Genomic DNA, 23292 nt, shown 5'->3' with positions numbered 1-23292 from the left:
GGATTCGACTTCGGGGGGCCACGAGTGAGTGCCGCACGGGCGATCGGACTGCTGCTGGGGGCGGCGGCGGACGGGGTGATCGGCGAGCCGAAGCGCGGCCGGCCGGTCACCGTGTTCACCCGCGCCGTCCGGACCGCCGATGCGAACCTGCCCCAGCACCGCCTCGCCGGCGTCGCCTTCGCCGGTGGCCTGGCCGGTTCGGCCGTGGTGGCCGGGCTGCTGGCCGAGCGGTCGGTGCGGCGCAGCCCGGTCCTGCAGGCCCTCGGCACGGCCGTCGCGACCTGGGCGGTCCTCGGGGACGCCGGTCTCGCCGCCGACGGCACCGAGCTGGCCCGCGACCTCGAAGAGGGCGAGCTGGACGCGGCCCGCGCGACGCTGTCCGAACTGGACAGCCGGCAGACCGGCGGGCTGAACGTGGTGGGTCTGTCCCGGGCGTCGGTGGAGTCGGTCGCCCAGCACACCGCCGATGCCGTCGTCGGGCCGCTGTTCTGGGGCGCGGTCGCCGGGATGCCCGGCCTGCTCGCCGCGCGGACGGTGTCGGTGCTGCGGACCCTGGGTGATCCGACGCGGCCGGCCGGCTGGTTCGCGCGGCGCCTGGACGACCTGGTCAACCTGCTGCCGACGCGGTTCGCGGCCGCGTTGACGGTGTCGAGCGCGCCGGTGGTCGGCGGTTCGGCGGCCGGGGCGTGGCGTGCGTGGCGGCGGGACACCGCGGCCCACCCGAGCCCCAACGCGGGCCGCATGGAGGCGGCGTTCGCGGGCGCGTTGGAGATCCGCCTCGGCGGCCGCACGGTCTACCCGCACGGCGTCGAGGAGCTGCCGGTGCTGGGCGACGGGCGGAACCCGGACGCCGGGCACGTGACCCGTGCGGTCGAGTTGTCCCGGGTGGTGGGGTGGCTGGCCGGGGTCAGTTCCGCCGTGCTGGCTGCTCTGTTCGGTCTGCGTCGCCGGAGTCGTCAGCCCCAGCCCCAGCCCTAGCCTCGTCTTCGGCGAGGATTTCCGCGACCGACTTCCGCTTGCGCTTGTTCTTCTCGGCCATCTCGTTGAGCACGCCGCCGGGTTTCATCTCGCGGACGGTGAAGTACACCAGGCCGGCGATGGCCATGATCCCGAACGCGATCCACTGCAGGGCGTAGGAGAAGAAGGGGCCGGCGTCGGTCTGCGGCAGGGGGAGCGCGTTGAGCACGCCCGGCTGGTCGGAGTCGAGCTGGAAGTAGCCGCCGCGGATGTCCAGGCCGCTCGACCGCGCCACGACGCGCGAGTCGACGCTGTAGCTCTGGAGCTTGCCGTGGGTGGAGGCGTCGGCGAAGGCGTCGCGGGTCTTCGGGTCGTTCTCGTCCGCCCGGATCCGCGCGACGATCGTCACGGTGCCCGCCGGCGGGGCGGCGTAGGGCGGGACCTCGGTGCGGGAGTCCGGCTGGAGGTACCCGCGGTCGACGAGGACGACCTGGCCGTCGGTGGTGCGGAACGGAGTGAGCACCTCGAAGGCGGGCTGCCCCTGAACGGTCCGCAACCGGGCGACGACCTCGTGCTCGGGGAGGTAGGCGCCGGTGATCTCGACGCGGGTCCACTCGGTGTTCGCGTCCGGCGCGGTGCCGAGCGGGAGAACGTCGTTCAACGGGCGGGGGTCGGCGGTGAGAGAGGCCTCGATGGCCCGGTTCTGGGCTTCGCGCTCGTCGTTGCGGGAGAACTGCCACGGAGACAGCAGCGTGAAGCAGGCGAACGCGAACGCGAGCACACCCACCACGAGGGCGAGCCAGCTCGGCCGGAGGAGGAACTTCAGCCGCACAGGTACACGGTAGGCCGTGCCCGGTGGGGGTGGTGTGGGGAGGTCAGCGCAGGGTGTGGCAGGTGACACCGGCTCCGGCCGCTGAGGGCTTCGGGCTCTGCCCCGCATGGGGCGTGCTCCCGCCTGGCGACCCCGGCGAGCCCAGGCGCCCTGCGGGCGCTTCGCGCCGCGCGCCCTGCGGGCGCTTCGCGCCGCGCGCCCTGCGGGCGCTTCGCGCCGCGCGCCCTGCGGGCGCTTCGCGCCGCGCGCCCTGCGGGCGCTTCGCGCCGCGCGCCCTGCGGGCGCTTCGCGCCGCGCGCCCTGCGGGCGCCCCGCGCCGCGCGCCCTGCGGGCGCCCCGCGCCGCGCGCCCTGCGGGCGCCCCGCGCCGCTCAGCCCGCCAGCGTCTCCGCCACCCGGAGCGCCTGCCGCGCGTACCCGGCCCCGAACACAGCGGCGTGCATGAGCAGCGGGAACAGCTGGTGCAGCTCCACGCGCTCCCGCCAGCCGTCGGCCAGCGGGGCGTCCAGATCCTTCGCCTCCTCCTCGTACGCGCCGAGGATGTGCTCCAGCAGCGGCGTCCCGAACAGGCGCAGCATCGCCAGGTCCGTTTCGCGGTGGCCGCCGTGCGCGGCGGGGTCGATCAGCCACACCGCGCCCCGCGCCCAGTGCACGTTGCCGCTCCACGCGTCGCCGTGGAGGCGGGCCGGGGGTTCGGCCGGGCCGCCCAGCTCGGGCAGCCGCGCGCACACCCGCTCGAACACCGCCGCCTGCCCGGCGTCGTACAGGCCCTGGTCCACGCACATCCGCACGTACGGCAGCACGCGGTACGAACCGTAGAACGTCGCCCAGTCGGCGCACGGCTCGTTGCGCATCGGCGCCAGGCCCATCCACGCGTCGGCCGGTCCGCCGGGCGGTGGCGATCCGTACGCGGGCGCGCCCCGCAGGTGCAGGCGCGCCAAGCCGCGTCCGAACGCCTCCGCCGCGGCGGCCTCGGGATACGTCGGCGGGACGTACTCCATGACGATCCACTCGTCGTCGTGCGCGTGGACCCGCGGGACCGGCACGTCGCCGTGCTCCCCGAGCCAGCGCAGCCCGGCGGCCTCGGCGTCGGTCGCGCCCGGGCCGCTGCCCTGCTTGGCGACCAGCACGCCGCGCCCCTCGGTCGTCACCAGGCACACCGCGCCACCGCTGCGGCGCACCCCGGTGACCGGGACTCCCAGCAGCCGTTCGACGGCTTCGCGAACGCTCATGTCCAGCACCTTTTCGTCTGCCCGCCGCCACGGTATCCGCGCGCGGCGGCAACCGCATGGGCGCAGCTCAGAGCCGCGCCTTCGCCCAGTCCAGCAGCGCGGGGACGGTCCGTTCGACCATCGCGAGGACCTCGGGGAAGCCGTCGTCGCCGCCGTAGTACGGGTCCGGGACCTCGGCACCGTCGGGCGCCTCGGGGTCGAAGGACCGCAGCAGCCGCACCCGTGCGGGGTCGTCCACCATGCGCCGCAGCTCCCGCAGGTGGCCCCGGTCGGCGGCGAGGAGCAGGTCGGCGGTCAGGTGATCGCTGTCGACCTGCGCGGCCACGTGCTTGCCGCGGTAGCCGGCCTCGCGCAGCGTGTCGCGGGCGCGCGGGTCGGCCGGTTCGCCGACGTGCCAGGGTCCGGTGCCGGCGCTGGTGACGCGGACCCGGTCGGCGAGCCCGGCTCGCTCCAGGTGCGCGCGGAAGACGATGGCCGCCATCGGGGAGCGGCAGATGTTGCCGGAACAGACGAAGCAGATGTGCAGGCTCGGCTCGGTCACACCCCGCAGTCTGCCCCACGGCACGTGCGAAGATCGCCCCATGCCCGCGCTCGCCGAAGTGATCGCCGCCCTGGAGGACGCCTATCCGCCCGCGCTGGCGGAGAGCTGGGACGCGGTCGGCCTGGTCTGCGGCGACCCCGCTGAGCCGGTCACCGACGTCCTGATCTGCGTCGACCCGGTCGCCGCGACCATCGACGAGGCGATCGAGACCGGTGTGCAGCTGGTCGTCGCGCACCACCACCTCCGGCTGCGCGGCGTGCACGGCGTGCCGGCCGACACCCCGAAGGGCGCGCTGGTGCACCGGCTCATCCGCGCCGGCGTCGCCCTGTACTGCGCGCACACGAACGCCGACTCGGCGAATCCGGGCGTGTCCGACGCGCTCGCCGAAGCGATCGGCCTGCGCGTGCTCCGCCCGCTCGACCCGCACCCGGACGGCGGCACCGGCCTGGGCCGCATCGGCGAGCTGCCCGAGCCCGAACCGTTCGCCGCGTTCGTGCGCCGGGTCGCCGACGCCCTGCCGCGCACCGAGCCGGGCGTGCTCGGGGCAGGCGACCCGGATCGTCTGATTAGGACGGTCGCGGTGTCCGGCGGGGCCGGCGACGGCTTCCTGGGCGCCGCGACCGCGGCCGGGGTGGACGCCTACGTCACCGCCGACCTGCGCCACCACCCCGCCGGCGAGCACCTGGAGACCGGCGCGGACGCGCCCGCCCTGGTCGGCCTGACCCACTGGGCCAGCGAGTGGCCGTGGTGCGGGCAAGCCTCGGCGGTCCTGCGTGCCGCCTTTGCGGGTAACGTCAACGTGCACGTGTCCGCGCGCCGGACCGATCCGTGGACCATCCGCGCGTAATCCGAGGGAGTACCAGTGAAGGCAGAGCCAGCCGTCCAGCGTCAGCTGCTCGAGCTCGCGAAAGTGGATGCCGAGCTGTCCCGGGTCGAGCACCGCCGCCGCACCATGCCCGAGCTCGCCGAGATCGAGGGCATCCAGAAGACCCTGCGCGAGCTGCGCGACACCGCGATCCGGCACGAGACCGCGGCCTCCGACCTGGACCGCGAGATCGCCCGCCAGGAGAAGGAGATCGAGTCCGTCCGCGCCCGCGAGGACCGCGACCGCAAGCTGATCGACGGCGGCACGCTGCCGTCCAAGCAGGTCGCGGACCTGCAGCACGAGCTGGAGACCCTGGCCCGGCGGCAGAGCGCGCTGGAGGACGACCTGCTGGAGCTGATGGAGCGCCGCGAGGCGCTGGGCCTGGACGTGCAGCGCACCGGCGCCGAGGTGGACAAGACCGAGCAGGCGCTGGCCGACGTGGAGAGCCGCCGCGACGAGACGCTCAAGGACCTGGACACCACGAAGACGCGCCGCGAGGAGGACCGCGCCAAGCTGGTGCCGCGGTTCCCGGAGGGCCTGCTCAAGCTGTACGAGCGGGTCCGCGCGCACAAGGGCATCGGCGCCGCGCTGGTGCGGGCACGCAAGTGCCTGGCCTGCAACATGGAGTTCGACCGCAACACGGTGTCCGAGCTCAAGGCGGCCGCGGAGGACGAGGTCGTGCAGTGCGAGAACTGCGGCGCGATCCTGGTGCGCACCGTGGAGTCGGGCCTGTGAGAGCGGTCGTCGAGGCCGACGGTGGCTCGCGGGGCAACCCCGGGCCGGCCGGCTACGGCGCCGTCGTCCGCGACGCCGCGACCGGTGAGATCCTGGCCGAGCGCCAGGAGGGGCTGGGCGTGGCGACGAACAACGTCGCCGAGTACTCGGGCCTGATCGCCGGGCTGCGCGCGGCCGCCGAGGCGGGGGCCACCGAGGTCGACGTGCGGATGGACTCCAAACTGGTGGTCGAGCAGATGTCCGGCCGCTGGAAGATCAAGCACGAGGCCCTGAAGCCGCTCGCCGAGCGGGCGCGCGAGCTGGCCGCCGGGTTCGCGCGGGTGAGCTACCAGTGGATCCCGCGCGCGGAGAACGCGCACGCCGACCGGCTCGCCAACGAGGCGATGGACACCCAGGCCGGCAAGGACCCGGCGCCGGAGCGCACGACGCCGCAGAAGTGGACCGGCGCGCAGGGCACGCCGGTCCGGATGATGCTGCTGCGGCACGGTCAGACCGCGATGTCGGTGGACCGCCGGTATTCCGGCCGCGGTGACGTGCCGCTGACCGAGCACGGCGGGCAGCAGGCCGCGGCGGCCGCGAAGCGCCTGGCCGCGGTGTCCGAGCTGGGCACGGACACCGCGATCGTGGCCTCCCCGCTGACCCGGACGAAGCAGACCGCGCAGGCGGTGGCGGACGCGCTCGGCGCCCGCGTGGAGACCCACCCCGGCCTGCTGGAGACCGATTTCGGCGAGTGGGAGGGGCTCACGTTCGCCGAGGCCGCCCAGCGCGATCCGGAGCTGCACGGCCGCTGGCTGCGCGACCCGTCGGTGCCCGCGCCGGGCGGGGAGAGCTTCGACGCGGTGCACCAGCGGGTCCGCCGGACCCGCGACGAGCTGGTCGAGACCCACGCCGGGAAGACGATCGTCGTGGTCAGCCACGTCACCCCGATCAAGTCCCTGCTGCGGCTGGGTCTGGACGCGGGCCCGTCGCTGCTGTTCCGGCTGCACCTGGACCTGGCGTCGCTGTCGATCGTCGAGTTCTACCCGGACGGCAACGCCTCGGTGCGGCTGGTGAACGACATCTCGCACCTGGCCTGAGCACGCGTCACGGGAGCACCAGCCACAGCGCGACGGTCGCCGCGGCCAGGCTCGCCGGGACCGTCGCCAGGCCGAGCCGGGTGAACTCGCCCAGGCCGGGGGCGTCCCGGCCGAGCACGCGCCGCCACAGCAGCGTCGCCAGCGAGCCGACGTAGGTGGCGTTCGGGCCGATGTTCACGCCCAGCAGCACGGCGAGCAGCACTCCGGGAGCCGGGTGCGGGCCGAGCGCCGCCAGCAGGATCAGCGTCGCCGGGAGGTTGTTCACCAGGTTGGCCAGCGCGGCCGCCACGAACGCCGTGAGCAGCAGCGCGGGCAGCCCGTTCGTCTCCGGCAGCACCGCCCGCAGCGGGCCGCCGAGCAGGTGGTCCGACACCGCCTGGACGACGATCGCGAGACCCAGCACGAACAGGCTGAGCAGCGGGTTCGCCGCGACGACCAGCCGCACCGGGCTCGTCGTCCGCAGCGTCAGCGCCCGGACGGCGAGGACGGCGGCGGCGATCGCGGCCACCCACCCCGGCGCGAGCCCGATCAGCGGACCGGCCCCGAACCCGGCGAGCGTCAGCCCGAGGACGACCAGCGCGAAGACCGGCGCCTCCCGGCCGGCGTCCGCGGGCGGCGCGAACCCGGTCAGGTCGCGCCGGAAGAACCACCGGAAGACCGCCAGCTCGACCGCGATGGTGACCAGCCACGGCACCGCCATCAGCACGGCGAACCCGGTGAAGGTCAGCCCGGACGCGGCGAAGGCCAGCAGGTTCGTCAGGTTCGAGACGGGCAGCAGCGTCGACGCCGAGTTGGCCAGGTGCGCGCACGCGTACACGTGCGGCTTCGGCGGCAGGCCGAGGGTTCTCGTGGTGGCCAGGACGACTGGTGTCAGCAGGACGACCGTCGCGTCGAGGCTCAGCACCGCGGTCGTGCCCGCGGCGGCCGCGAAGGTCAGCGCGAGCAGCCACCGCGGCCTGCCGCGGCAGGCGGTGGCCAGCCGCGCGCCGAGCCACCGGAAGACGCCCTCGCGGTCGGCCAGGTCGGCGAGGACGAGGATCGCCGCGAGGAACCCGAGCGTCGGGGCCATCGCGGTGACCTGTTCCCACGCCTCGCCCGGCGGCACCAGCCCGGCGGCGAGCACGACGAGCGCCGCGGGCACCGCGACCAGCGCCTCCGGCAGACCCCGCGGACGCGCCATGGCGAACCCGAGAACGGCGGCGAGCGCCCCGAGGCTCCCGACCGCCGCGACCATGCCCGCACGCTAGCCCGCCGGCCGATGTTCTCCGGCGGGAGGGCAACCGCCGTCCGCGGCGCGGGAACGGTTACCCTGAGTGGGCGGACGAGTTGGCCGGGCGGTCGCGAGGGTCACTCCCTCGAGGAAAGTCCGGACTCCGCAGGGCAGGGTGGTTGCTAACCGCAACCCGGGGCGACCCGCGGGACAGTGCCACAGAAAACAGACCGCTCCGGCCGTCACCGGCCGGGGCAAGGGTGAAACGGTGGTGTAAGAGACCACCAGCACCCCGGGTGACCGGGGTGGCTCGGTAAACCCCACCCGGAGCAAGGCCAAGAGGGCGCCGCGAGGCGCCTGCGCAGGCGATCGAGGGCGGCCCGTCCGATGCCTGCGGGTAGGCCGCTCGAGCCTGCCGGCGACGGCAGGCCTAGATGGATGGCCGCCACCGCGGCTTCGCGCCGCGGGACAGGATCCGGCTTACAGGCCAACTCGTCCGCCCCTTTCCCGCCGGCCCGCCGGTGGCCTAGGGTCGGGCGGTGGATCACGCAGAAGCCCGCGGCGTCGCGTTCCGGTGTCACCGGGTGCTCGAACCGCTGCACTCGTTCGTCTACTTCGCGCCCGAGGCGGAGCAAGCGCTCACCGAGGCCGGGTTGCGGCCGGGCCGGATGGGCTACTTCGCCAGCCGCGCCGCGCCGATGGGCACGGTGAGCGCGGGTGTGGTCGCGGCCACCTTCTACAACTTCAACCCGGAGCTGGTCGCCCGGCACATCCCGCGGGCGTGGACGCTGGCCACGCCGGAGCGGATCCCGCCGGCCCGGATGGCGGCGGCGGACGCCGGGCTGCGCCGCGTGCTGGGGGAGGAGCTGATCACCTCGCCGCGGCTGGCCGAGGCGGCGGAGCTGGCCCGCTCGGCGGCGTCGGCCTGCACGGCGGAGGGGCGCCCGTTGTACGCGGGGCACGCGGAGCTGGAGTGGCCGTCCGAGCCGCACCTGGTCCTCTGGCACGCGGCGACGCTGTTGCGTGAGTACCGGGGCGACGGGCACATCGCGGCGCTGGTCGGTCACGGGCTGGGCGGGCTGGCCGCGCTGATCACCTACACGGCGACGGGGAAGGGCTTCCTGGAGCCGGTCGCCAAGACGAGCCGCGGCTGGTCGGACGAGCAGTGGGACGCCGGCGTCGAGGACCTGCGCGCCCAGGGCCTGCTCGACGAGGACGGCCGGCTCACCCCGGAGGGCACTGCGCTGCGCGAGAGCCTCGAGGAGCAGACGAACGCCTCCGCGGTGGCCCCGTGGCGCCACCTGGGCGCCGAGAAGGCCGCGCGACTGCACGAGCTGGGCCGGGAACTGGCTCGCCACGCGGTCGCACACGGCGCCTTCCCGGACGGCATCTTCGCGGCGACGCGGGCCTGAGCTTCGCGCCTGTGGGCACGGAGGTCGCGCCAGCGATGGCACGTGCGACGCCCCGCGGTCGCGCGGAACCGCGCGCCGCCCGGCTATCGAACGCCCGGCCCCTACCGTGCGGAGCCCGAGTTCTCACGGCGCCGGGCCCGCCGAACGCCCTCAGCCCCAGCCGCACGGAGCCGGACTTCTCACGTTCGGTGAGGAGGAAAGCGTTCGCCCTTGCCCTGTGTCACCGCCGCTCGCCGCGGAAAGCGCTCGCCGCCTCCGCGCGACCCGGTGGGCCCGCACTGTTCACCTCGCCGCGGTACACCGCGGCACTCCGCACAGCGAGCGCTTACACCCGAGTCCACCCGAAAGTGCGTATCGATCACACATCGTGAGGACGAAACGGCTCCACTTGGGCGCTGGGTGACGGTGTTCGCTGGATCGGATGATCGACTCGCCCGGAGAAGTCGTCACGCCCGGGTACATGGCATGCGGCCGATCGGGTCATGCCACACTGTTGTCCGCGCCATCGAGGAGCGATACCGCGCACCCAGAGTGAAACGGGAATGCGCCTGTGGGTGAGTCCCTACCCACACTAGGAAATCCGGGTGCAGGGGGTTAACCCTGAGCGGTCTTGCCACGATGATGGAGGGCGACGAGTTCAGGAGAAGTGGCCGTACTGTGCCTGGTGTGGATGGACTGCCGTTCGACAGAGAGCGCTTTGACCGTCACAGCTTGTGACGCCATGATGGGCTAGACAGACCGGACGAACTTTCCGACCTCGTGGGCCCGCCCCGCGCTGACCCACCCGACACCCACACTCCTCGCACCTGGGAGTACGCGATGACCATGATGACACTTGTGCAGCACCTGGCGCAGGGCGAGATCAGGACCCGTGGAGTCCAGCAGTGGCTCCTCGACAACATCATTCCCCTGGTCCTGCTCGCCGTCGCGCTGCTGCTGCTCTGGCTCGGTGGCGGCAAGGGCGACAACGCCGGCGTCATGCGCCGCCTGGCCGGTGTGGTGATCGCGCTCGCGATCGTCGGCCTCGCCGTGAGCGGGCTCGGCGTCAACGTCGGCGAATGGATCGCCGGCTTGTTCACCAGCTGACGGCGCGGGGTAGCGCGCGTGCGGATTCGAACCGATGACGAGGTCTACCGGGTCGACGCGGTCTGGCTCGGCCCGCCGAAGGCGACGTTCCCGTGGCGGGCGCGGTACGTGGCCTGGGGTGTCGGCATTCCGGTGTTCCTCGTCGTCCTGGCCGTGGAGCGGCAGCTCGGCTTCGGGTTCGGCTTCTTCTCCACCGCGTGGGCGTTCGTCATCACGATCTTGATCACCCGGATGATCACGGCCAAGATCAGTCACGAGCGTCCGCTCGGTGCCGTCATGACGATGTGGCTGCGCGAGCTGCAGACGCCCCGCGAGAAGACCTCCGGAGAGGGCGGTGCGGTCACGGCCACGAAGATCCGCGTGCGGAACGAGCGGCCGCTGCCCAAGCACAAACGGCACCTCGCCGCGGCGGGGTCGCATCCTCACCACCAGCCAGCACGACCGCGTGGCGCGCGCACTTCGGCGCCACGGTAGGAGGTAGAGGTTGTTCGGAAGCGGCGGACGCCGGAAGGCCGGGAAGTCCGACCCCAGCGGGGCTGCGCAGTGGCCGCCGCAGCCGGGTCGCGCCCCCGGCAAGCAGGGCCGCCGGCTCCCCGGTGAGCAGGCGATACCCAGCTACACCCCGTCGATCTCCCTGCGCACCATCGACGGGCACCTGGTGCGCACCGAGAACGAGGTCTACGCCTGGTACCGGCTGGCGCCGCAGCGGTGGTCGTTCCGGTCGGACTCCCAGCGTCGCGACCTGATCGCCGCGATCGCCGGCCAGTACGCCGAGCTGCAGGGCCGCTGGCTGCACCTGCGCGTCACCACCCGGCCGTACCCGATCCGCATGTGGGCCGAGGCCCACGTGCACAACGCCATCCGCCGCCCGCCGGACGTGCCCGGCGCGCTGTCGTTCGACGACTACCTGATCGGTGAGCAGCAGCAGCTGCTCGGCCGGTCGATGGCGGAGAAAGAGGTCTACATCGGCGTCCAGGTGCAGACCCGGCGCGTCGTCGACCGCGCGGTGGAGCGCGCCGCCCCGCTGCTGCGCCGCATCCTGCCCGAGGCGGTCGACGCCGAGCTGGCCGCGCTGGACTCCGAGGTCGAGCACCTGGACCAGGTGATCGGCTCGTCCGGGCTGGAGGGCCGCCCGGTGCACGCCGAGGAGATGTCCTGGCTGATGCACCGCTCGTGCTCGCTCGGCCTGCCCGCGCCCCGGAATCTGCCCGCCGTGCCCGGCGCGGTGTGGGAGCCGGAGGACCTGGCCAGCTTCACCGACGCGGCGGACTTCCACGCCGAGCCGTACGCGCCGACGCTGACCGTGCGCGGCCGCACCGGGTCCAACGCCGGGGTGCAGCGGCACCTCGCGGTGCTGACCGTGGGCCAGATGCACGGCCTGCAGATCCCCGAGGTCGACGACCCGTGGGTGCAGCACGCGGACCGGCTGCCGGCTTCGGTGGAGTGGTCGGCCCGCATCTACGTGCGCCGCCCCGAGGAGGTGGCCGGCGAGCTGCAGCGCCAGATGAACAAGGTGCGCTCGCAGGTCAAGCACTACACCGACGAGCACGAGCTGGAGCCGCCGCAGTCGCTGGCGCGGCAGGCGACGCGCGTGCTCGAGATCGACGACGAGATGACCTCCGGCTTCACCGCGCTGGCGACCCGCGTGCGGTCGTGGTGGCGGCTGGCGGTGTCCGGCGACACCGAGCGCGAGGCGCTGCGGCTGGCGCAGCAGCTGCTCGACCTGTACAAGCCGAAGATCGCGATCGAGCACCCGGAGGCGCAGTACGCGCTGGCGCGGGAGTTCATCCCGGGTGAGCCGCTGTCGTCCTCGGCGTACATGCGCCGGGGTTCGGTGGTCTGGGCCGCGGCGGCGGTGCCGACGGCGACGGCCGAGGTCGGTGACCGGCGCGGCATCCTGCTCGGCGAGACGGTCACCGCGACCCGGCGCCCGGTCGCCTGGGACCCGTGGATGGCGCAGGAGATCCGCGACGGGTCCGGCCTGACCGCGATGGTCGCCGGTCTCGGTGGCGGCAAGTCGTTCCTCGGCGGCGGCATCGTCTACAAGACCCTGCGCGCCGGGGCGCACTGGACGCTGCTGGACCCGTCCGGCCCGCTGTCCCGGTTGTGCGATCTGCCGGAGATCCGGCCGTACGCGCGGCCCATCAACTTGCTGAATGCACAACCCGGCATCCTCAACCCCTACCGCGTGGTGGCCGAGCCGCTGCTCGAGCACTTCATGGACGAGGAGGACCCGGAGCGGGCGTGGCGGCGCGAGCGGGCGCTGGCCGGCGCGACCCGGCGGCGGCTCGTGCTGGACGTGCTCACCGGGGTGCTGCCGTACGAGGTCGCGCGGATGCCGCAGAGCCGGATCGTGCTGCTGCGGGCGGTGCGCGCGGTCGGCGGCCGGTACGACGCGGACCCGGGCCAGGTGATCGACGCGCTGCGCCGGGACTCCAGCGAGCACCACGAGCACGCGGTGGTGGTGGCGGACTTCCTGGACGAGATGCGTGAGCGCATGTCGCTGCTGATCCCGGAGAACGACGCCGACCCGTACTCGGAGACGCGCGACGACCGGCTGACGGTGCTGACGATGGCCGGGCTGACGCTGCCCAAGGACGGCGTGGGCCGCGAGCACTGGACCGACGCCGAGGCGCTCGGTGTCGAGATGCTGAACCTGGCCGCGTGGCTGACGCAGCGGTCGGTGTACGAAAAGCCCAAGGACCTGCGCAAGGGCGTGTGGATCGACGAGGCGTTCTTCCTGTCCGAGGTGCCGACCGGGCGGGTGCTGATGAACCGGTTCGCGCGTGACTCGCGGAAGTGGAACGTCCGGGTGCTGCTGTCCTCGCAGATCCCGGCGGACTTCCTGAAGATCCAGGGTTTCGTCGCGCTGCTGGACTCGGTGTTCGTCGGGCGCCTCGACGACGACGAGGCGCAGGCCGACGCGCTGCGGCTGCTGAAGGTGCCGGTGGGCGTCGGGTACGAGCAGGTGGTCGCGTCGCTGGGCCGGCGGCCCGGTGCGCAGCGCGGCCTGGAGCGCGACCGCGAGCCGAGGCAGTTCATCTTCGGCGACGGTGCCGGTGGCGTGGAGCGGATCCGGGTGGACTTCTCCGGGCCGCACCTGGCCCACCTGCGCGCGTCCCTGGACACGACGCCGGGTTCGAAGGACGCGCTGCCGGCGGACACGCACGCCCGGGACACCGAACCCCCGCGCGAGGAGCAGCACGTGGCGTCCCCGCCACCGGACGACGAGCTGGAGCCGGACCTGGAGCTGGCCGCGGAACGCGACCTGGGGCTGACGGAGGAGCAAATCCTCGCCGAGGACGTCCCGGGTTCCGGCGACGGCGAGCGGGCGGGCGCGGGCAAGCGCGGCGGCTGGGACGCGGCATGACGCTCGTGACGGTCTTGAGCGTGCTGGCCGTGGCCGGGAGCTGGCACGCCCTGCGAAGGGGCCTGAAGAACCGCGGGAGCCGCCGGAAGAGACCACCCCGCTGGGCGGCCGTGGTGGCGGTCGCCCTGCTGATGGGTTTCCAGACCACGGTCATGGCCCCATCAGCCTCCGCGGCGTCCTGTGGTGAGGCGCCGAACCCCGAGCGGCCTGGTGCCGGTTTGGTGGGCGCTCTCGACCCACCTGCCCGGCACGGCGAGAACGGCAGCGCCTATCTGGACTACAGCTACGCCGGGACGGTCTGGTACGTGTACCAGACCGACTGCGGTCCGCTGTCCGGGATCACCAGCCCGAACACGACCATCGACACCTGGGCCGGCAACCAGCTCTTCAACATCGGCAAGAACATCGTGGGAGCCACCAACTCACTGCACTACACGGTGATGGAGGGCGGGCTCCTCAACCCGATCTACAACGCCGTGAAATCGGGCGCGGAGAAGGTCTACAACAACGTCTACGCGCAGCTCTTCGGTCTGTTCGCGCTGGTGCTCGCCATCATGATGTTCCGCAACATCTGGCGCGGGGACCTGTCCGCGGTGAGCAAACGCGGGCTCTACGCCCTCGGCGCCGTGTGGCTGGCGGCGTCGTCGATGGCGATGTTGCAGTACTTCGATCCCATCGACCGGGCGATCGTACAGACCAGCACCAACATCCAGGCCGGGTTCGTCGACAACTCGGGCGACCGGATCGTGCGCGAAGTCCTGCCCACGGACCTCTACAACCAGGTGATCTACAACAACTGGCTGCGCGGGGAGTTCGGCGCGCCGGACGCGCCGCAGGCGCAGCAGTTCGGGCGTCCGCTGCTCGACGCGCAGGCGTTCACGTGGACCCAGATCCGCAACGGCGACGACGCGAACCAGGGTGTGGTGGACGCGAAGAAGGCCGCGTACAAGAACATCTCCACCCAGCTCGGTCCGGCGACCCAGTACTTCACCGGAGAGGGTGGCAGCCGGACGGGATCCGGGTTCCTCGCACTCGGCCAGAGCCTGGTCTACGCCTTGTTCCAGTTGCTGGCCAAGGCTTCCGTGCTGCTGGCCCAGGTGCTGATCCGGTTGTTCGTCCTGACGGCACCGTTGATCGGCCTGGTGGCCCTGGTCCACCACGACATCCTGCGCCGCGTGGCGCGGTTGCTCGGGGCGGTCGGCTTCAACCTGCTCGTCCTCTCGGTGCTCGCCGGTGTGCACGCCCTGCTGCTGCAGGCCATCTTCGCCGCGGGGAACTCGCTCTCGATCCTCACCCAGATGGTCATGGCGGGGCTGGTGACCGTTCTGCTGTTCCTCGTCGGGCGGCCGGTGCGTCGGCTCTGGCAGATGGTCGAGATGTCCGTCGGCGTGGTCGGGTCCTCCATTCCGGCCCCGAGCGGCGGCCTGTTCAGCCGCTTCCGCAGGAAGCAGGGGCCCACGCCGCAGGACGAGTTCTGGGAGAGCGTCCGCGAGAGCGAGGAGAGCGAGGTCGCCAGCCCGACCGGGTCCGCCGGCCGCGGGCGTCCCGAGGCGACCGTCTTCGCCACCGCCCAGCGGCTCGACGGCGCCGGCGCCATGGCCGCCCGCCCGGCGGCCGCCTGGTCCGGTGCGCCCTGGCCCGGCGGTGGACCGGCGCTGCCCGGACACGCCAGGCCCGGCCTGCCCGCCGGCGGCGGCAACCAGCCCGCCTTCGCCGGTTACGCACCCGACGGCGCGGACCCGGACGCGTTCGTCTACTCGGCCCCGCCGGGCACCACGCGCCGCGCGGACGGCTGGATGCCGCCGGTCGCGCAACGGCCCAGCCGCCGCGTGGACACCTCGCCCGTCTACGACCGCGGCTGGGACGAACCCGACCCCGTCGTCGTCCCGTCGCGCATCTCGCGGCCCGGCATGAGCGCCACCCCCGCCCAGCGGCCGGAACCCCGCCGCGCCGGGCAGGAGCTCGTCGGCGGCAAGCCGGTCCACGTGCTGTACCGGCCCTCCCGCGGGCTCGAGGTGCGCGACGACTCCCGTGACACCGACCGGATCGTGCGGTGATGTAGATGCCGATCCGGACCAACCGCGGCCGCGCCGCCGTCTACCGCCGCATCTGGGGTTTCCCGCTGCGCTCGCCGGCCCACCTCGTCGGCACCGCCGTCGCGGTGATCGTGCTGATCGTCGCCATCGGCATCGTCGTGCCGCAGTTGCTGGGCAACCCCAACCGTTCCGGGCCGACGCCGGTGCGCATCCAGGACCCCGGCGCCGGCAGCAGCCCGACCAGCGCGGGCTCCTCGCCGGCCCCGATGTCCACCCGCCTCACCGCGCCGCTGCTCCAGCCGACCTCCGCCGCGCCGGACCCGGCGGCCCTGCGGATCGCCAAGCAGTGGGCCACCGCGTGGGCCACCCACCCGGACGGCATCACCAACGCCCAGTGGCTGGACGGCCTGCGTCCACTCACGACGGAGGAGTACCTGCCGGAGATGTCCACTGTGGACCCGGCGAACATCCCGGCGACCAGGGTGACCGGCGAACCCACCGTCACCAAGTCCTACACCAGTTCCGTGGAGGTGCTCGTCCCGACCGACGGCCCGAAACTGTCGATCACCGTGGCGAAGACGCCGTCCGGCTGGCTCGTCACCGGCTACGACCAGGCGAGCTGACCCATGCGGATCGGTGTCCTCGTCGGCGTTCTCGTCGCCGTGCTCTTCGCGGGGGTCGCGACCGTCGGGGTCGTCACCAAGGTCGTGACCGACCAGCAGCAGGCCCAGATGCAGGCCGCGTACACCAACGTCAGCTGCGACGCGGCGATCGGCCCGAGCGTGCCCGGCACCGACCAGGGCGCCGCCCAGGCCGCGAAGCTCAACGACGAGCAGCGGTACATCATCAGCCAGATCATCGAAATCGGCAAACAACGCGGGTTGTCGCCGCGTGCGTGGCAGATCGCGATCCAGGCCGGCATGACCGAGTCCGGCATGCGCAACCTGAACTACGGCGACCGGGACTCGCTGGGCATCTTCCAGATGCGGCCGTCGATGGGCTGGGGCACGCCCGCGCAGCTGCAGGACATCCCGTACCAGATCAACAAGTTCTACAACGTCCTGCTCACCGTGCCGGACTGGGACAAGCAGCGCCCCGGTGCGTCGGCGCAGGACGTCGAGCGGTCGGCGTTCCCCGAGCGCTACCACAAGTGGGAGCAGATGGCAGCCCACCTGGTGGAGAACCTGGGCCAGGTCGCGGACATGGTCGGCTGCGGGCAGAGCGCGGGGCTCGTGCTGCCGCCCAACAACGCCGCGGCCGCCGCGATCCAGTTCGCGCTGGGGGAGCAGGGCAAGCCGTACGTGTGGGGCGCGACCGGGCCGAACTCCTACGACTGCTCCGGCCTGATGCTGCGGGCGTACGAGGCGGCGGGCATCACACTCAGCCGGGTGTCGCGCGACCAGTACAAGAACGGCGCGATGCTTCCGGTGCGTGACGCCCAGCCCGGTGACCTGCTCTTCTGGGCGTATGACCCGTCGAACCCGGCGACCATCCACCACGTCGCGATGTACCTTGGCGACGGGAAGATCGTGGAGGCCCAGCAGACCGGCGTGCCGGTGCACACCCGGAAGGTCTCCTGGAACGAAGACGAGCTTGTGCCGCAGGCAGTCCGGCCCGGCGTGTAGAAGGTGATGCCCCGTGGCGAAGAAGTTCGGTAAGCGCAACAAGAAGCCGGCGCAGCTGGGCGACCTGTTCGGCGCCCCGCCGCCCCCGCCGCGGTCGGGGCCGCCCGCGTCGAGCACGCCCCTGTCCGATTACCTGTCGCAGGGACTGCCGGGTGTGGACGACGGTTACGTCGTGCTGCCGCGTTCGCTGGCGGAGGGGATGTCGCTGCCGTGGCAGCAGCAGATGGCCGCGTTGCTGTCGCAGTTCCACCAGACGCACCGGTCGCTGTCGTGGCCGATCTACCGCACGGTGCCCTCGCGCTACGAGAAGCTCGTCGACCTGGACGAGGAGCAGCTCGCCGAGGTCGGCTACCTGGTCGAGATCGACGCCGACGGGGACATGGTCTACCGGGAGCGCAGCGGGCGGAAGGTCGAGGAGCCGGAGAACACGACCGTCCTGGTGCCCTGCCTGGACCCGATCCCGCCGCGCGGACGGACCAGCCGCGAGGCCGAGGCGCCCGCCCCGGCCGCGGACGCCCCCCGCGCCGCGCCGATGATCATCCCGCCCGCACCGGTGTGGCGGACCACGCCGACGACGCCGTCGCCGGAGGTGCCGCCGCTGCCGGAGCCGCCGAAGAAGCTCGCCGCCCCGCGCACACCCCCCGAGAGCGGCCCAGCGCTGCCCAGCGCACCCGAGGCGGGTGCCGTGGCCGGTCCGGCCGCGGTGCCTGGTGCTGCTGAGAGTGGCTCGGGAGTGGCCAGGGTGCCCGGTGCGCCCGAGGTGGGTCCGGTGGCCGGTGCGCCTGGGGCCGGTCCGGCCACGGTGCCCGGTGCTGCTCCCGCCGGTCCGGTGACGCCGGGCCCCTCCGGGAGTGGTTCGTCCGCGGCGCCCGGCGCCTCTCCGGCCGGCCCGGTGGCGCCCGCCGCGCCCCAGGCCGGCTCGGCAACCGGGGCTTCCCAGGCGGGGCCCGGAATGCCCGCGACTGGCTCGGGGCCGGCCGTGGCGCCGGCCGGCCCCGCCGCGCCCGGTCCGTCCGGGGCAGCCCCCAACGCGCCGTCGCCCGAGGGTGCCCAGCGGGTCACCAACCCGCAGGCCTGGCGCACGATGGAGCCGCCGGAGGAGCCCCCGCGCTTCACCGAACCGCTGCCCCCGCAACCGCAGCCCACCCCGGCGGCCGGTATTCCGCTGGGCGGCCTCACCAAGCACGATCCGGAGCCGACGCCGCCGCAAGGCACGCCAAGGGTGAACCGCGACTGGTTCGAGCCGGACCAGCCGGAGCACGAGTTCGGCCCGACCGGCCAGCCGACGGAGCTGCCCTACCGCTACCGCCCCTGACCGGGACGTCCCGGCCACAGCCGACCTTCTGGGGGCCGCCGTATCTCCGTCGGCGGTGCGCTGCCCGTTCACGGCACCGGGGCCCGCCCCCGTCCGGAGGGATCGTCGTATCTCCGTCGTCGGTGCGCTGGCCGCTCACAGCACCCCTACTCCGCCCGGAGTAGCCGCCGTACGCCACCAGCCGTGGCTTCGGCGTTCACCGCACCGCCCCAGGGAGCAAACCACCGCACCCCGGCCACCCTTTCCTCCACCCACCCGTTGCACGCCGTACTACTTTGGAGTGAGTAGGCGAGCGTGACTGGGGGTTGACGGTGAGTGAGCACGCCAACTCGGTTTCGGGCGGGGTCGAGGGTGCCGTCGTCCAGGCGGGCTCCGTGCACGGCAACGTGTACATCTCGCAACCGGCGCCGATTCCGGTCGTGCCCCGCCAGCTTTCGCCGCCGCCGGCCGGGTTCGTCGGCCGCGACGCCGAAGTGGCGCGGCTCGACGAACTCCTGGCCGACGGCGGCGTCGTCGTGCTCAAGGGACCGGGCGGCGTCGGCAAGACCGCCCTCGCGTTGTCCTGGCTCGCCCGCGCCTGCAAGCGCTTTCCCGACGGTCAGCTCCACGCCGAACTCGCCCTCCCGACCGGCGAACCGGTGGCGCCGGAGGACGTGCTCGGCCAGTTCCTCCGCGCGCTCGGCGTGCCGGCTCCGCAGGTGCCGGCCGGGCTGGCCGAGCGAACCGCCCTCTACCGGTCGGTGACCACCGGCAAGTCACTGGCCGTCCTGCTCGACGACGCGGTCTCGGCCGCACAGGCCCGCGTGCTGCTCCCGGTTTCGGGTGTCACGGTGGTGACCACGCGCCGGGCACTGCTCGGTCTCCTCGCCACCGGGGCGCACGTCGTTCCGGTCGGCCCGCTGCCCGCGGAGCCCGCGCTGACACTGCTGGAAGCGCGGATCGGCACCGAGCGGCTGGCGGCCGAGGAAGAGGCCGCGCGCGATCTGGTCGGCTTCTGCGGAGGACTGCCCATCGCGCTGTGCGTCGTGGCCGCCCGGGCCGCCACCAGGCCACGGCGTCCGTTGATCCGGTTGGTGGCCGAACTGGCGGACGAGCGCGCCCGGCTCGACCGCCTGTCGGCGGAGGGAGACCTTTCGGTGCGTTCTACTTTGGACGGTGCGTACGACGACCTTCCCGCTGACCTCAGGCGCCTCTACCGCGCCCTGAGCCTGCACCCCGGCGACGGGTTCGGCCCCGAGGTGGTCGCCGCGATGCTCGCCGTCGGCGTGGACACCGCCCAGGACGGGCTGGACGCCCTGGTGGACGCCAGCCTGGCCGAGGAACTGGAGGAGGGCTCCTACCGGCTGCACGATCTCGTCCGCGTGCACGCGCACGGCCTGGCACTGGCCCAGGACAGTGAGGACGAGCGTGCCGGCCTGGTGCACCGGATCGCCCGCTGGTACGTGTACGCGACCCACCGCGCGAACCGCGTGGTGATGCCCGCGCGAGCGATCATCAGTTCCGAACCCGAGCCGGCCGAGTTCGCCTGGCCACGGTGCCTCACCCAACACAGCTCGGCACTGGACTGGCTGGAAGCGCACCGCACCACGCTGCTCGCACTGGCCAAGGAAGCCCTGGGACGTTCGTGGCCGCGGCTGGCCCTCGAACTGGCCGACGCGTTGCAGCCGCTGCTCAAACTGCACAAGCACCGCGCGGACGCCTTCGCCAGCAACGAAATCGCCCTGCGCGCCGCCGAAACCGCGGGAGAACCAGCACTGCGCGACCGCATGCGCAAGCGGTTGGCCCGGGCGCACCTCGCGCAGGGGCGGTGGCAGGTCGCGGAGGAGCAGGCCGAGGAACTGTTGCGCAGTGCGCGGATCAGGCGGGACCGGCGCGGGGAGGCGGGTGCCCTCAAGACGCTGGGGCTGGTCGCGGTCCACCGCGGGGATCTGCCGGGAGCGGTCGACGCGCTGCGGGCCACGGCCGACATCCTGCGTTCGCTGGGACGCCGGCGCGGCGAGGGCCTGGCCCTGATCGAACTCGGTGAGGTGCTTCTGGCGCTCCAGCGGTTCGAGGACGCCCGGGACGCCGCGAACCGCGCGCGTCGTCTGCTGGCCGCCCTGCCCGATCCCTACAACGAGGCGCGGGCCAACGTCGTGCTCGGGCGAGCCGCGTCCGGCAGTGGTGACGATTCGGCAGCCCGGCCGTTGCTGGAGAAGGCCCTCACCGCGTTCGCCGCGCAGGACTCCGATCATGAGCGCGGCCGCACCCACCGGCTCTTGGCCGAGCTCGCTCGTCGTGACGGCGACCTGGAACAGGCCCGGCGCCACGACGAGCTGGCCGACGCCCTGCTGGCTACTCCACCGGGATGACGCCGGGGAGGCCACCTTCGGCGATCAGGCGCTCCAGCACGACCGCCGGCACCCCGGCCTCCTCGTCCGGTGTGCCGCCCACCTTCCACCCTGCGGCCAGCACGGCCCGCCGGATGGCCGCCACCGGATCGCCGGACCGGAAGTAGCCGTGAACGAACGTCGCGAGCAGGGTGTCTCCCGCGCCGGCCTGGAACCGCACCCCGCGTGGTGCCACGGCCGGCACGTGCCAGATCCGGCGCTGAGCGCGGAGCCCGAGCAGCGCGCCACGAGAGCCGCAGCCGACGATCACGACCTCCGTTCCGTACCGTGACCACAACCGGCGGACCCACTGTTCCGGCGACATCGGCAACTTCTCGTGCGACGACGCCAGCACGTGCGCGCACCGCATCCAATCCTGGTTGTGCGCCGATTCGACGTCGCGGACGAGGTGCAGGTCCGTCGCGAACGGGATGCCGCGCTCGGCCACGACCGGGATCAGGGACCGGGTGAAGCCGATGTTGGTGAGCACGGCGGCCGTGCAGTCACCGGGGACGGTCTGGGCGAACAGCGTGGCCGGGTAGGTCAGGCGAGGGGTTCGTCGCAGATCCGACGCCCCGCACCGGCGCCCCTCCCGGTCGTAGAGCACCATCGACCGGGGCTGGCTGTCGGTGCTCAGGACGGTGGGTCCCGCGAGGCCGTGCTCATGCAGTTCCAGCTTGGCCAGCCGGCCGGCGAGGTCGGTGCCGACGTAGGTCGCCAACCGGACCGCGTCGCCCAGCTGCTGGAGCGTTCTGGCCACCGTCCAGCCCACACCGGCGAGCCGGATGCTGATGTCACCGGGGTGCGTGGTGCTGGAGACGAACGGGATGGGGAAGGACTCGAACTGCCGGGCCACCCGGACGGTGACCACTCCGGCCACGACGATCACGGCGTCACCGCCTCGGCCGCACGTACGGCGAGCGCTGCCCAGCCGATGCGGGTGCCGAATCCGGGACGCAGCAGCCACGACTCCCGGTCCCGTGGGCCGATCACACACCATCGCCCTCCGGCGTGTCGCACAGCCACGACGACGCACCCCGGAAACCGGGTGAGCAGGCAGGTGACCTGCCAGGTCGCGCTGGTCAGATCCGGTGCTTCGCCGAGGATGATGTCGGCGCACTGCAGGACCGCCCGGCTCGACGCGGTCGCGCGCGCGATGACGTGGTCACACATCGCCGTACCGTCCGATCAGCGGAAGCGGAGCCGGCTCGACGGCCCGATGCCGACCGGGCACCGGCAACCCGAGCAACCGGTACATCTCTTCCCGCAACAGCCGGTGCGCCAGTCCCGGCCGGGACGTGAGTCTCCGGGCCACCTGTGTCTGCCAGCCGGGCGGCGGTGCCTGTTTCAGCTGCGGCTCGATGGGCTGGAAGCGGGCCAGCCGGGGCGCGTGCCTGCCGACGTAGGCCTGGGCGGACGACTCGTCGAGTTCGCCGAGCGGGATGTCGGTGTGCAGCACCGGTTTGCCGAGCGCGGCCGCGTACACGGTGCTCGAACCGTGATCGCCGATGACCCGGTCGGCTGCCACCACCACGCCTCGCCAATCCGTGTCAGGCTCCACCAGGACGAGTCCCGCTCGCCGTTCGTCGCGCAGCCACGCACGCAGCTGCCGCCGGCCGTGCCCGGACCAGGTGGCCGGGTGAATCATCAGGGCGACCTGGTAGCGCCGGGCATCCAGCTGATCGAGGACCGCACCGATCAATCCCGGATCGCGCCCGAACAGGGAGTGCCGGCCCCAGGTGGATGTGATCAGCACGATCTCACGCTCGTCGGTGACGCCCAGCGCGCGCCGGTACTCGTCCCGGTGCGCAACGCTGGCCAGCAACTGGTCGTAACACGGATCGCCCGCCACGACCGCGACGTCCGCCGCTTCCGGGCACTGCCGGACGAGCACGTCGCGCTCGGATTCGTGGGACAGGACGATCGAGGCGGGTACGACTCGCCCGGCTTGCACGAGGTGCTCGGCGCCGAGCCCGTACACCGTACGGGCCGCGGGCCGTCCAGCACGAGCCGGCGTCTTCTTCGCGTGCCCGGCTCCGTGCGGCAGGACCATGACCGGTGCGTGGATCCGCGAAATCCCGCCGTACGACGCGGCCAGCCCGAGATCGAACTGCTCGCGCACGGCTTGCCGCCACGGGATCTCCAGGGCGCCGGTGCCGCGCAACATCTCGCTCACCCCTTCGCTGAACACGTCGGGGGCTCGCGTGAAGACCGCCTGGATCGCGCGGTCGGATTCGATCAGCCCCAGGACGTCCAGCAGGCGCTGCCCGGACACCGTCGTGTGCACGATGACCAGCACCGTCCGGCAGCGGGGCCTGGTGACCCACGTCTGCGCGTCCGGTCCGACCGGAACCACCGCCCACTCTTCCTCCGTCATGGCGACTCCCCTCGCTAGGTGGTGGAACCGACGATGACGGCGCGACCGGCCGGATCACTTGCAGTTCGCTTGCAATGCCGTTGACCGCCGCGTAACGATGGGATATCGGACGCGGAATACCGGAACGGCCGCCCCGGCGCCGCGTCGAAAATCCTGACCGAGGATCTTTGTCCCGCAGCAAAGATGGATACCCATGGAATTTCAAATTCTGGGACCGGTGCGCCTCCGTGTCGGTGATTCTTTGATCAATCCGGG

At 73.0% G+C, this 23292-nt stretch carries 20 protein-coding genes and 1 other RNA gene; 14 read left to right on the top strand and 7 right to left on the bottom strand.

Annotated elements, in window-relative coordinates; all coding sequences use genetic code 11:
• Window positions 1–24 precede the first annotated feature (24 nt).
• On the top strand, window positions 25–978 hold the full coding sequence (locus D0D15_RS13155; RefSeq protein WP_115944464.1) for a cobalamin biosynthesis protein CobD/CbiB: 954 nt from the start codon (window positions 25–27) through the stop codon (window positions 976–978).
• Here the strand turns inward: D0D15_RS13155 and D0D15_RS13150 are convergent.
• From D0D15_RS13150 to D0D15_RS13140, 3 genes are all read right to left on the bottom strand, one after another.
• Window positions 908–1789 carry an SURF1 family cytochrome oxidase biogenesis protein gene (locus D0D15_RS13150; protein WP_094006789.1) on the bottom strand — a complete coding sequence of 294 codons (882 nt, stop codon included), beginning with the start codon at window positions 1787–1789 and terminating at the stop codon, window positions 908–910. The genes D0D15_RS13155 and D0D15_RS13150 overlap by 71 nt on opposite strands.
• Window positions 1790–2159: 370 nt before the next feature.
• Window positions 2160–3020: a fructosamine kinase family protein gene (locus tag D0D15_RS13145; protein WP_198958288.1), complete on the bottom strand. Its 861-nt coding sequence runs from the start codon at window positions 3018–3020 to the stop codon at window positions 2160–2162.
• Between the two features lie 67 nt (window positions 3021–3087).
• On the bottom strand, window positions 3088–3603 hold the full coding sequence (locus D0D15_RS13140; protein WP_162830563.1) for a low molecular weight protein-tyrosine-phosphatase: 516 nt from the start codon (window positions 3601–3603) through the stop codon (window positions 3088–3090).
• On the opposite strand from D0D15_RS13140, the gene D0D15_RS13135 reads away from it, so the two are divergent.
• The 3 genes from D0D15_RS13135 to D0D15_RS13125 are packed head-to-tail and all read left to right on the top strand — an operon-like array spanning window position 3602 to window position 6237.
• Window positions 3602–4408: a Nif3-like dinuclear metal center hexameric protein gene (locus D0D15_RS13135; RefSeq protein WP_115944463.1), complete on the top strand. Its 807-nt coding sequence runs from the start codon at window positions 3602–3604 to the stop codon at window positions 4406–4408. The genes D0D15_RS13140 and D0D15_RS13135 overlap by 2 nt on opposite strands.
• Before the next feature lie 15 nt (window positions 4409–4423).
• Entirely contained in the window at window positions 4424–5161 is a 738-nt protein-coding gene (locus tag D0D15_RS13130; RefSeq protein ID WP_094006780.1) for a zinc ribbon domain-containing protein, read from the top strand.
• Window positions 5158–6237: a bifunctional RNase H/acid phosphatase gene (locus D0D15_RS13125; RefSeq protein ID WP_094006779.1), complete on the top strand. Its 1080-nt coding sequence runs from the start codon at window positions 5158–5160 to the stop codon at window positions 6235–6237. Before D0D15_RS13130 ends, D0D15_RS13125 begins: the two co-directional genes overlap by 4 nt.
• A gap of 7 nt (window positions 6238–6244) precedes the next feature.
• On the opposite strand, the gene D0D15_RS13120 is transcribed toward D0D15_RS13125, so the two are convergent.
• On the bottom strand, window positions 6245–7471 hold the full coding sequence (locus tag D0D15_RS13120; protein ID WP_115944462.1) for an SLC13 family permease: 1227 nt from the start codon (window positions 7469–7471) through the stop codon (window positions 6245–6247).
• 88 nt (window positions 7472–7559) lie between these two features.
• Here D0D15_RS13120 and rnpB point away from each other — a divergent pair.
• From rnpB to D0D15_RS13070, 10 genes are all read left to right on the top strand, one after another.
• An RNA gene (rnpB, locus tag D0D15_RS13115) (RNase P RNA component class A) lies at window positions 7560–7946 on the top strand.
• Between the two features lie 40 nt (window positions 7947–7986).
• Complete coding sequence (locus D0D15_RS13110; protein ID WP_115944461.1) at window positions 7987–8859, top strand: SCO6745 family protein; 873 nt, start codon at window positions 7987–7989, stop codon at window positions 8857–8859.
• An 819-nt stretch (window positions 8860–9678) separates the two neighbouring features.
• Window positions 9679–9945, top strand: coding sequence for a hypothetical protein (locus D0D15_RS13105; protein ID WP_094006776.1), 267 nt, complete (start codon window positions 9679–9681; stop codon window positions 9943–9945).
• A gap of 18 nt (window positions 9946–9963) precedes the next feature.
• On the top strand, window positions 9964–10419 hold the full coding sequence (locus tag D0D15_RS13100) for a hypothetical protein (protein WP_094006775.1): 456 nt from the start codon (window positions 9964–9966) through the stop codon (window positions 10417–10419).
• A 10-nt stretch (window positions 10420–10429) separates the two neighbouring features.
• The gene (locus tag D0D15_RS13095; RefSeq protein ID WP_094006774.1) at window positions 10430–13315 is read left to right on the top strand and encodes an ATP-binding protein; all 2886 of its coding nucleotides are present in this window, start codon (window positions 10430–10432) and stop codon (window positions 13313–13315) included.
• Window positions 13312–15372 (top strand): hypothetical protein, encoded by a 2061-nt coding sequence (locus D0D15_RS13090; protein WP_094006773.1) that lies wholly within the window; start codon window positions 13312–13314, stop codon window positions 15370–15372. The genes D0D15_RS13095 and D0D15_RS13090 overlap by 4 nt, the downstream gene beginning before the upstream one ends.
• Window positions 15373–15377: 5 nt before the next feature.
• On the top strand, window positions 15378–15974 hold the full coding sequence (locus D0D15_RS13085) for a hypothetical protein (protein WP_094006772.1): 597 nt from the start codon (window positions 15378–15380) through the stop codon (window positions 15972–15974).
• A gap of 3 nt (window positions 15975–15977) precedes the next feature.
• Complete coding sequence (locus tag D0D15_RS13080) at window positions 15978–16976, top strand: C40 family peptidase (RefSeq protein ID WP_094006771.1); 999 nt, start codon at window positions 15978–15980, stop codon at window positions 16974–16976.
• Between the two features lie 13 nt (window positions 16977–16989).
• On the top strand, window positions 16990–18291 hold the full coding sequence (locus D0D15_RS13075) for a hypothetical protein (RefSeq protein WP_115944460.1): 1302 nt from the start codon (window positions 16990–16992) through the stop codon (window positions 18289–18291).
• A gap of 311 nt (window positions 18292–18602) precedes the next feature.
• Window positions 18603–20642: a tetratricopeptide repeat protein gene (locus tag D0D15_RS13070; RefSeq protein WP_158224455.1), complete on the top strand. Its 2040-nt coding sequence runs from the start codon at window positions 18603–18605 to the stop codon at window positions 20640–20642.
• Here the strand turns inward: D0D15_RS13070 and D0D15_RS13065 are convergent.
• From D0D15_RS13065 to D0D15_RS13060, 3 genes are read right to left on the bottom strand one after another with little or no spacing between them, the layout of a single operon-like run.
• Window positions 20626–21549, bottom strand: a complete 924-nt coding sequence (locus tag D0D15_RS13065) for a carbohydrate kinase family protein (RefSeq protein WP_158224454.1) — start codon at window positions 21547–21549, stop codon at window positions 20626–20628. The two genes, D0D15_RS13070 and D0D15_RS13065, sit on opposite strands and share 17 nt — an antisense overlap.
• On the bottom strand, window positions 21546–21833 hold the full coding sequence (locus tag D0D15_RS35910) for a hypothetical protein (protein ID WP_158224453.1): 288 nt from the start codon (window positions 21831–21833) through the stop codon (window positions 21546–21548). Before D0D15_RS35910 ends, D0D15_RS13065 begins: the two co-directional genes overlap by 4 nt.
• Complete coding sequence (locus D0D15_RS13060; RefSeq protein ID WP_094006767.1) at window positions 21826–23037, bottom strand: UDP-N-acetyl glucosamine 2-epimerase; 1212 nt, start codon at window positions 23035–23037, stop codon at window positions 21826–21828. Before D0D15_RS13060 ends, D0D15_RS35910 begins: the two co-directional genes overlap by 8 nt.
• Between the last annotated feature and the right edge of the window lie 255 nt (window positions 23038–23292).

This window comes from Amycolatopsis thermalba, from assembly GCF_003385215.1.
Taxonomy (GTDB): domain Bacteria; phylum Actinomycetota; class Actinomycetes; order Mycobacteriales; family Pseudonocardiaceae; genus Amycolatopsis_E; species Amycolatopsis_E thermalba.
The sequence above is the reverse complement of the archived record's forward strand: the minus strand, read 5'-3'. Positions and strand labels throughout refer to the sequence as shown.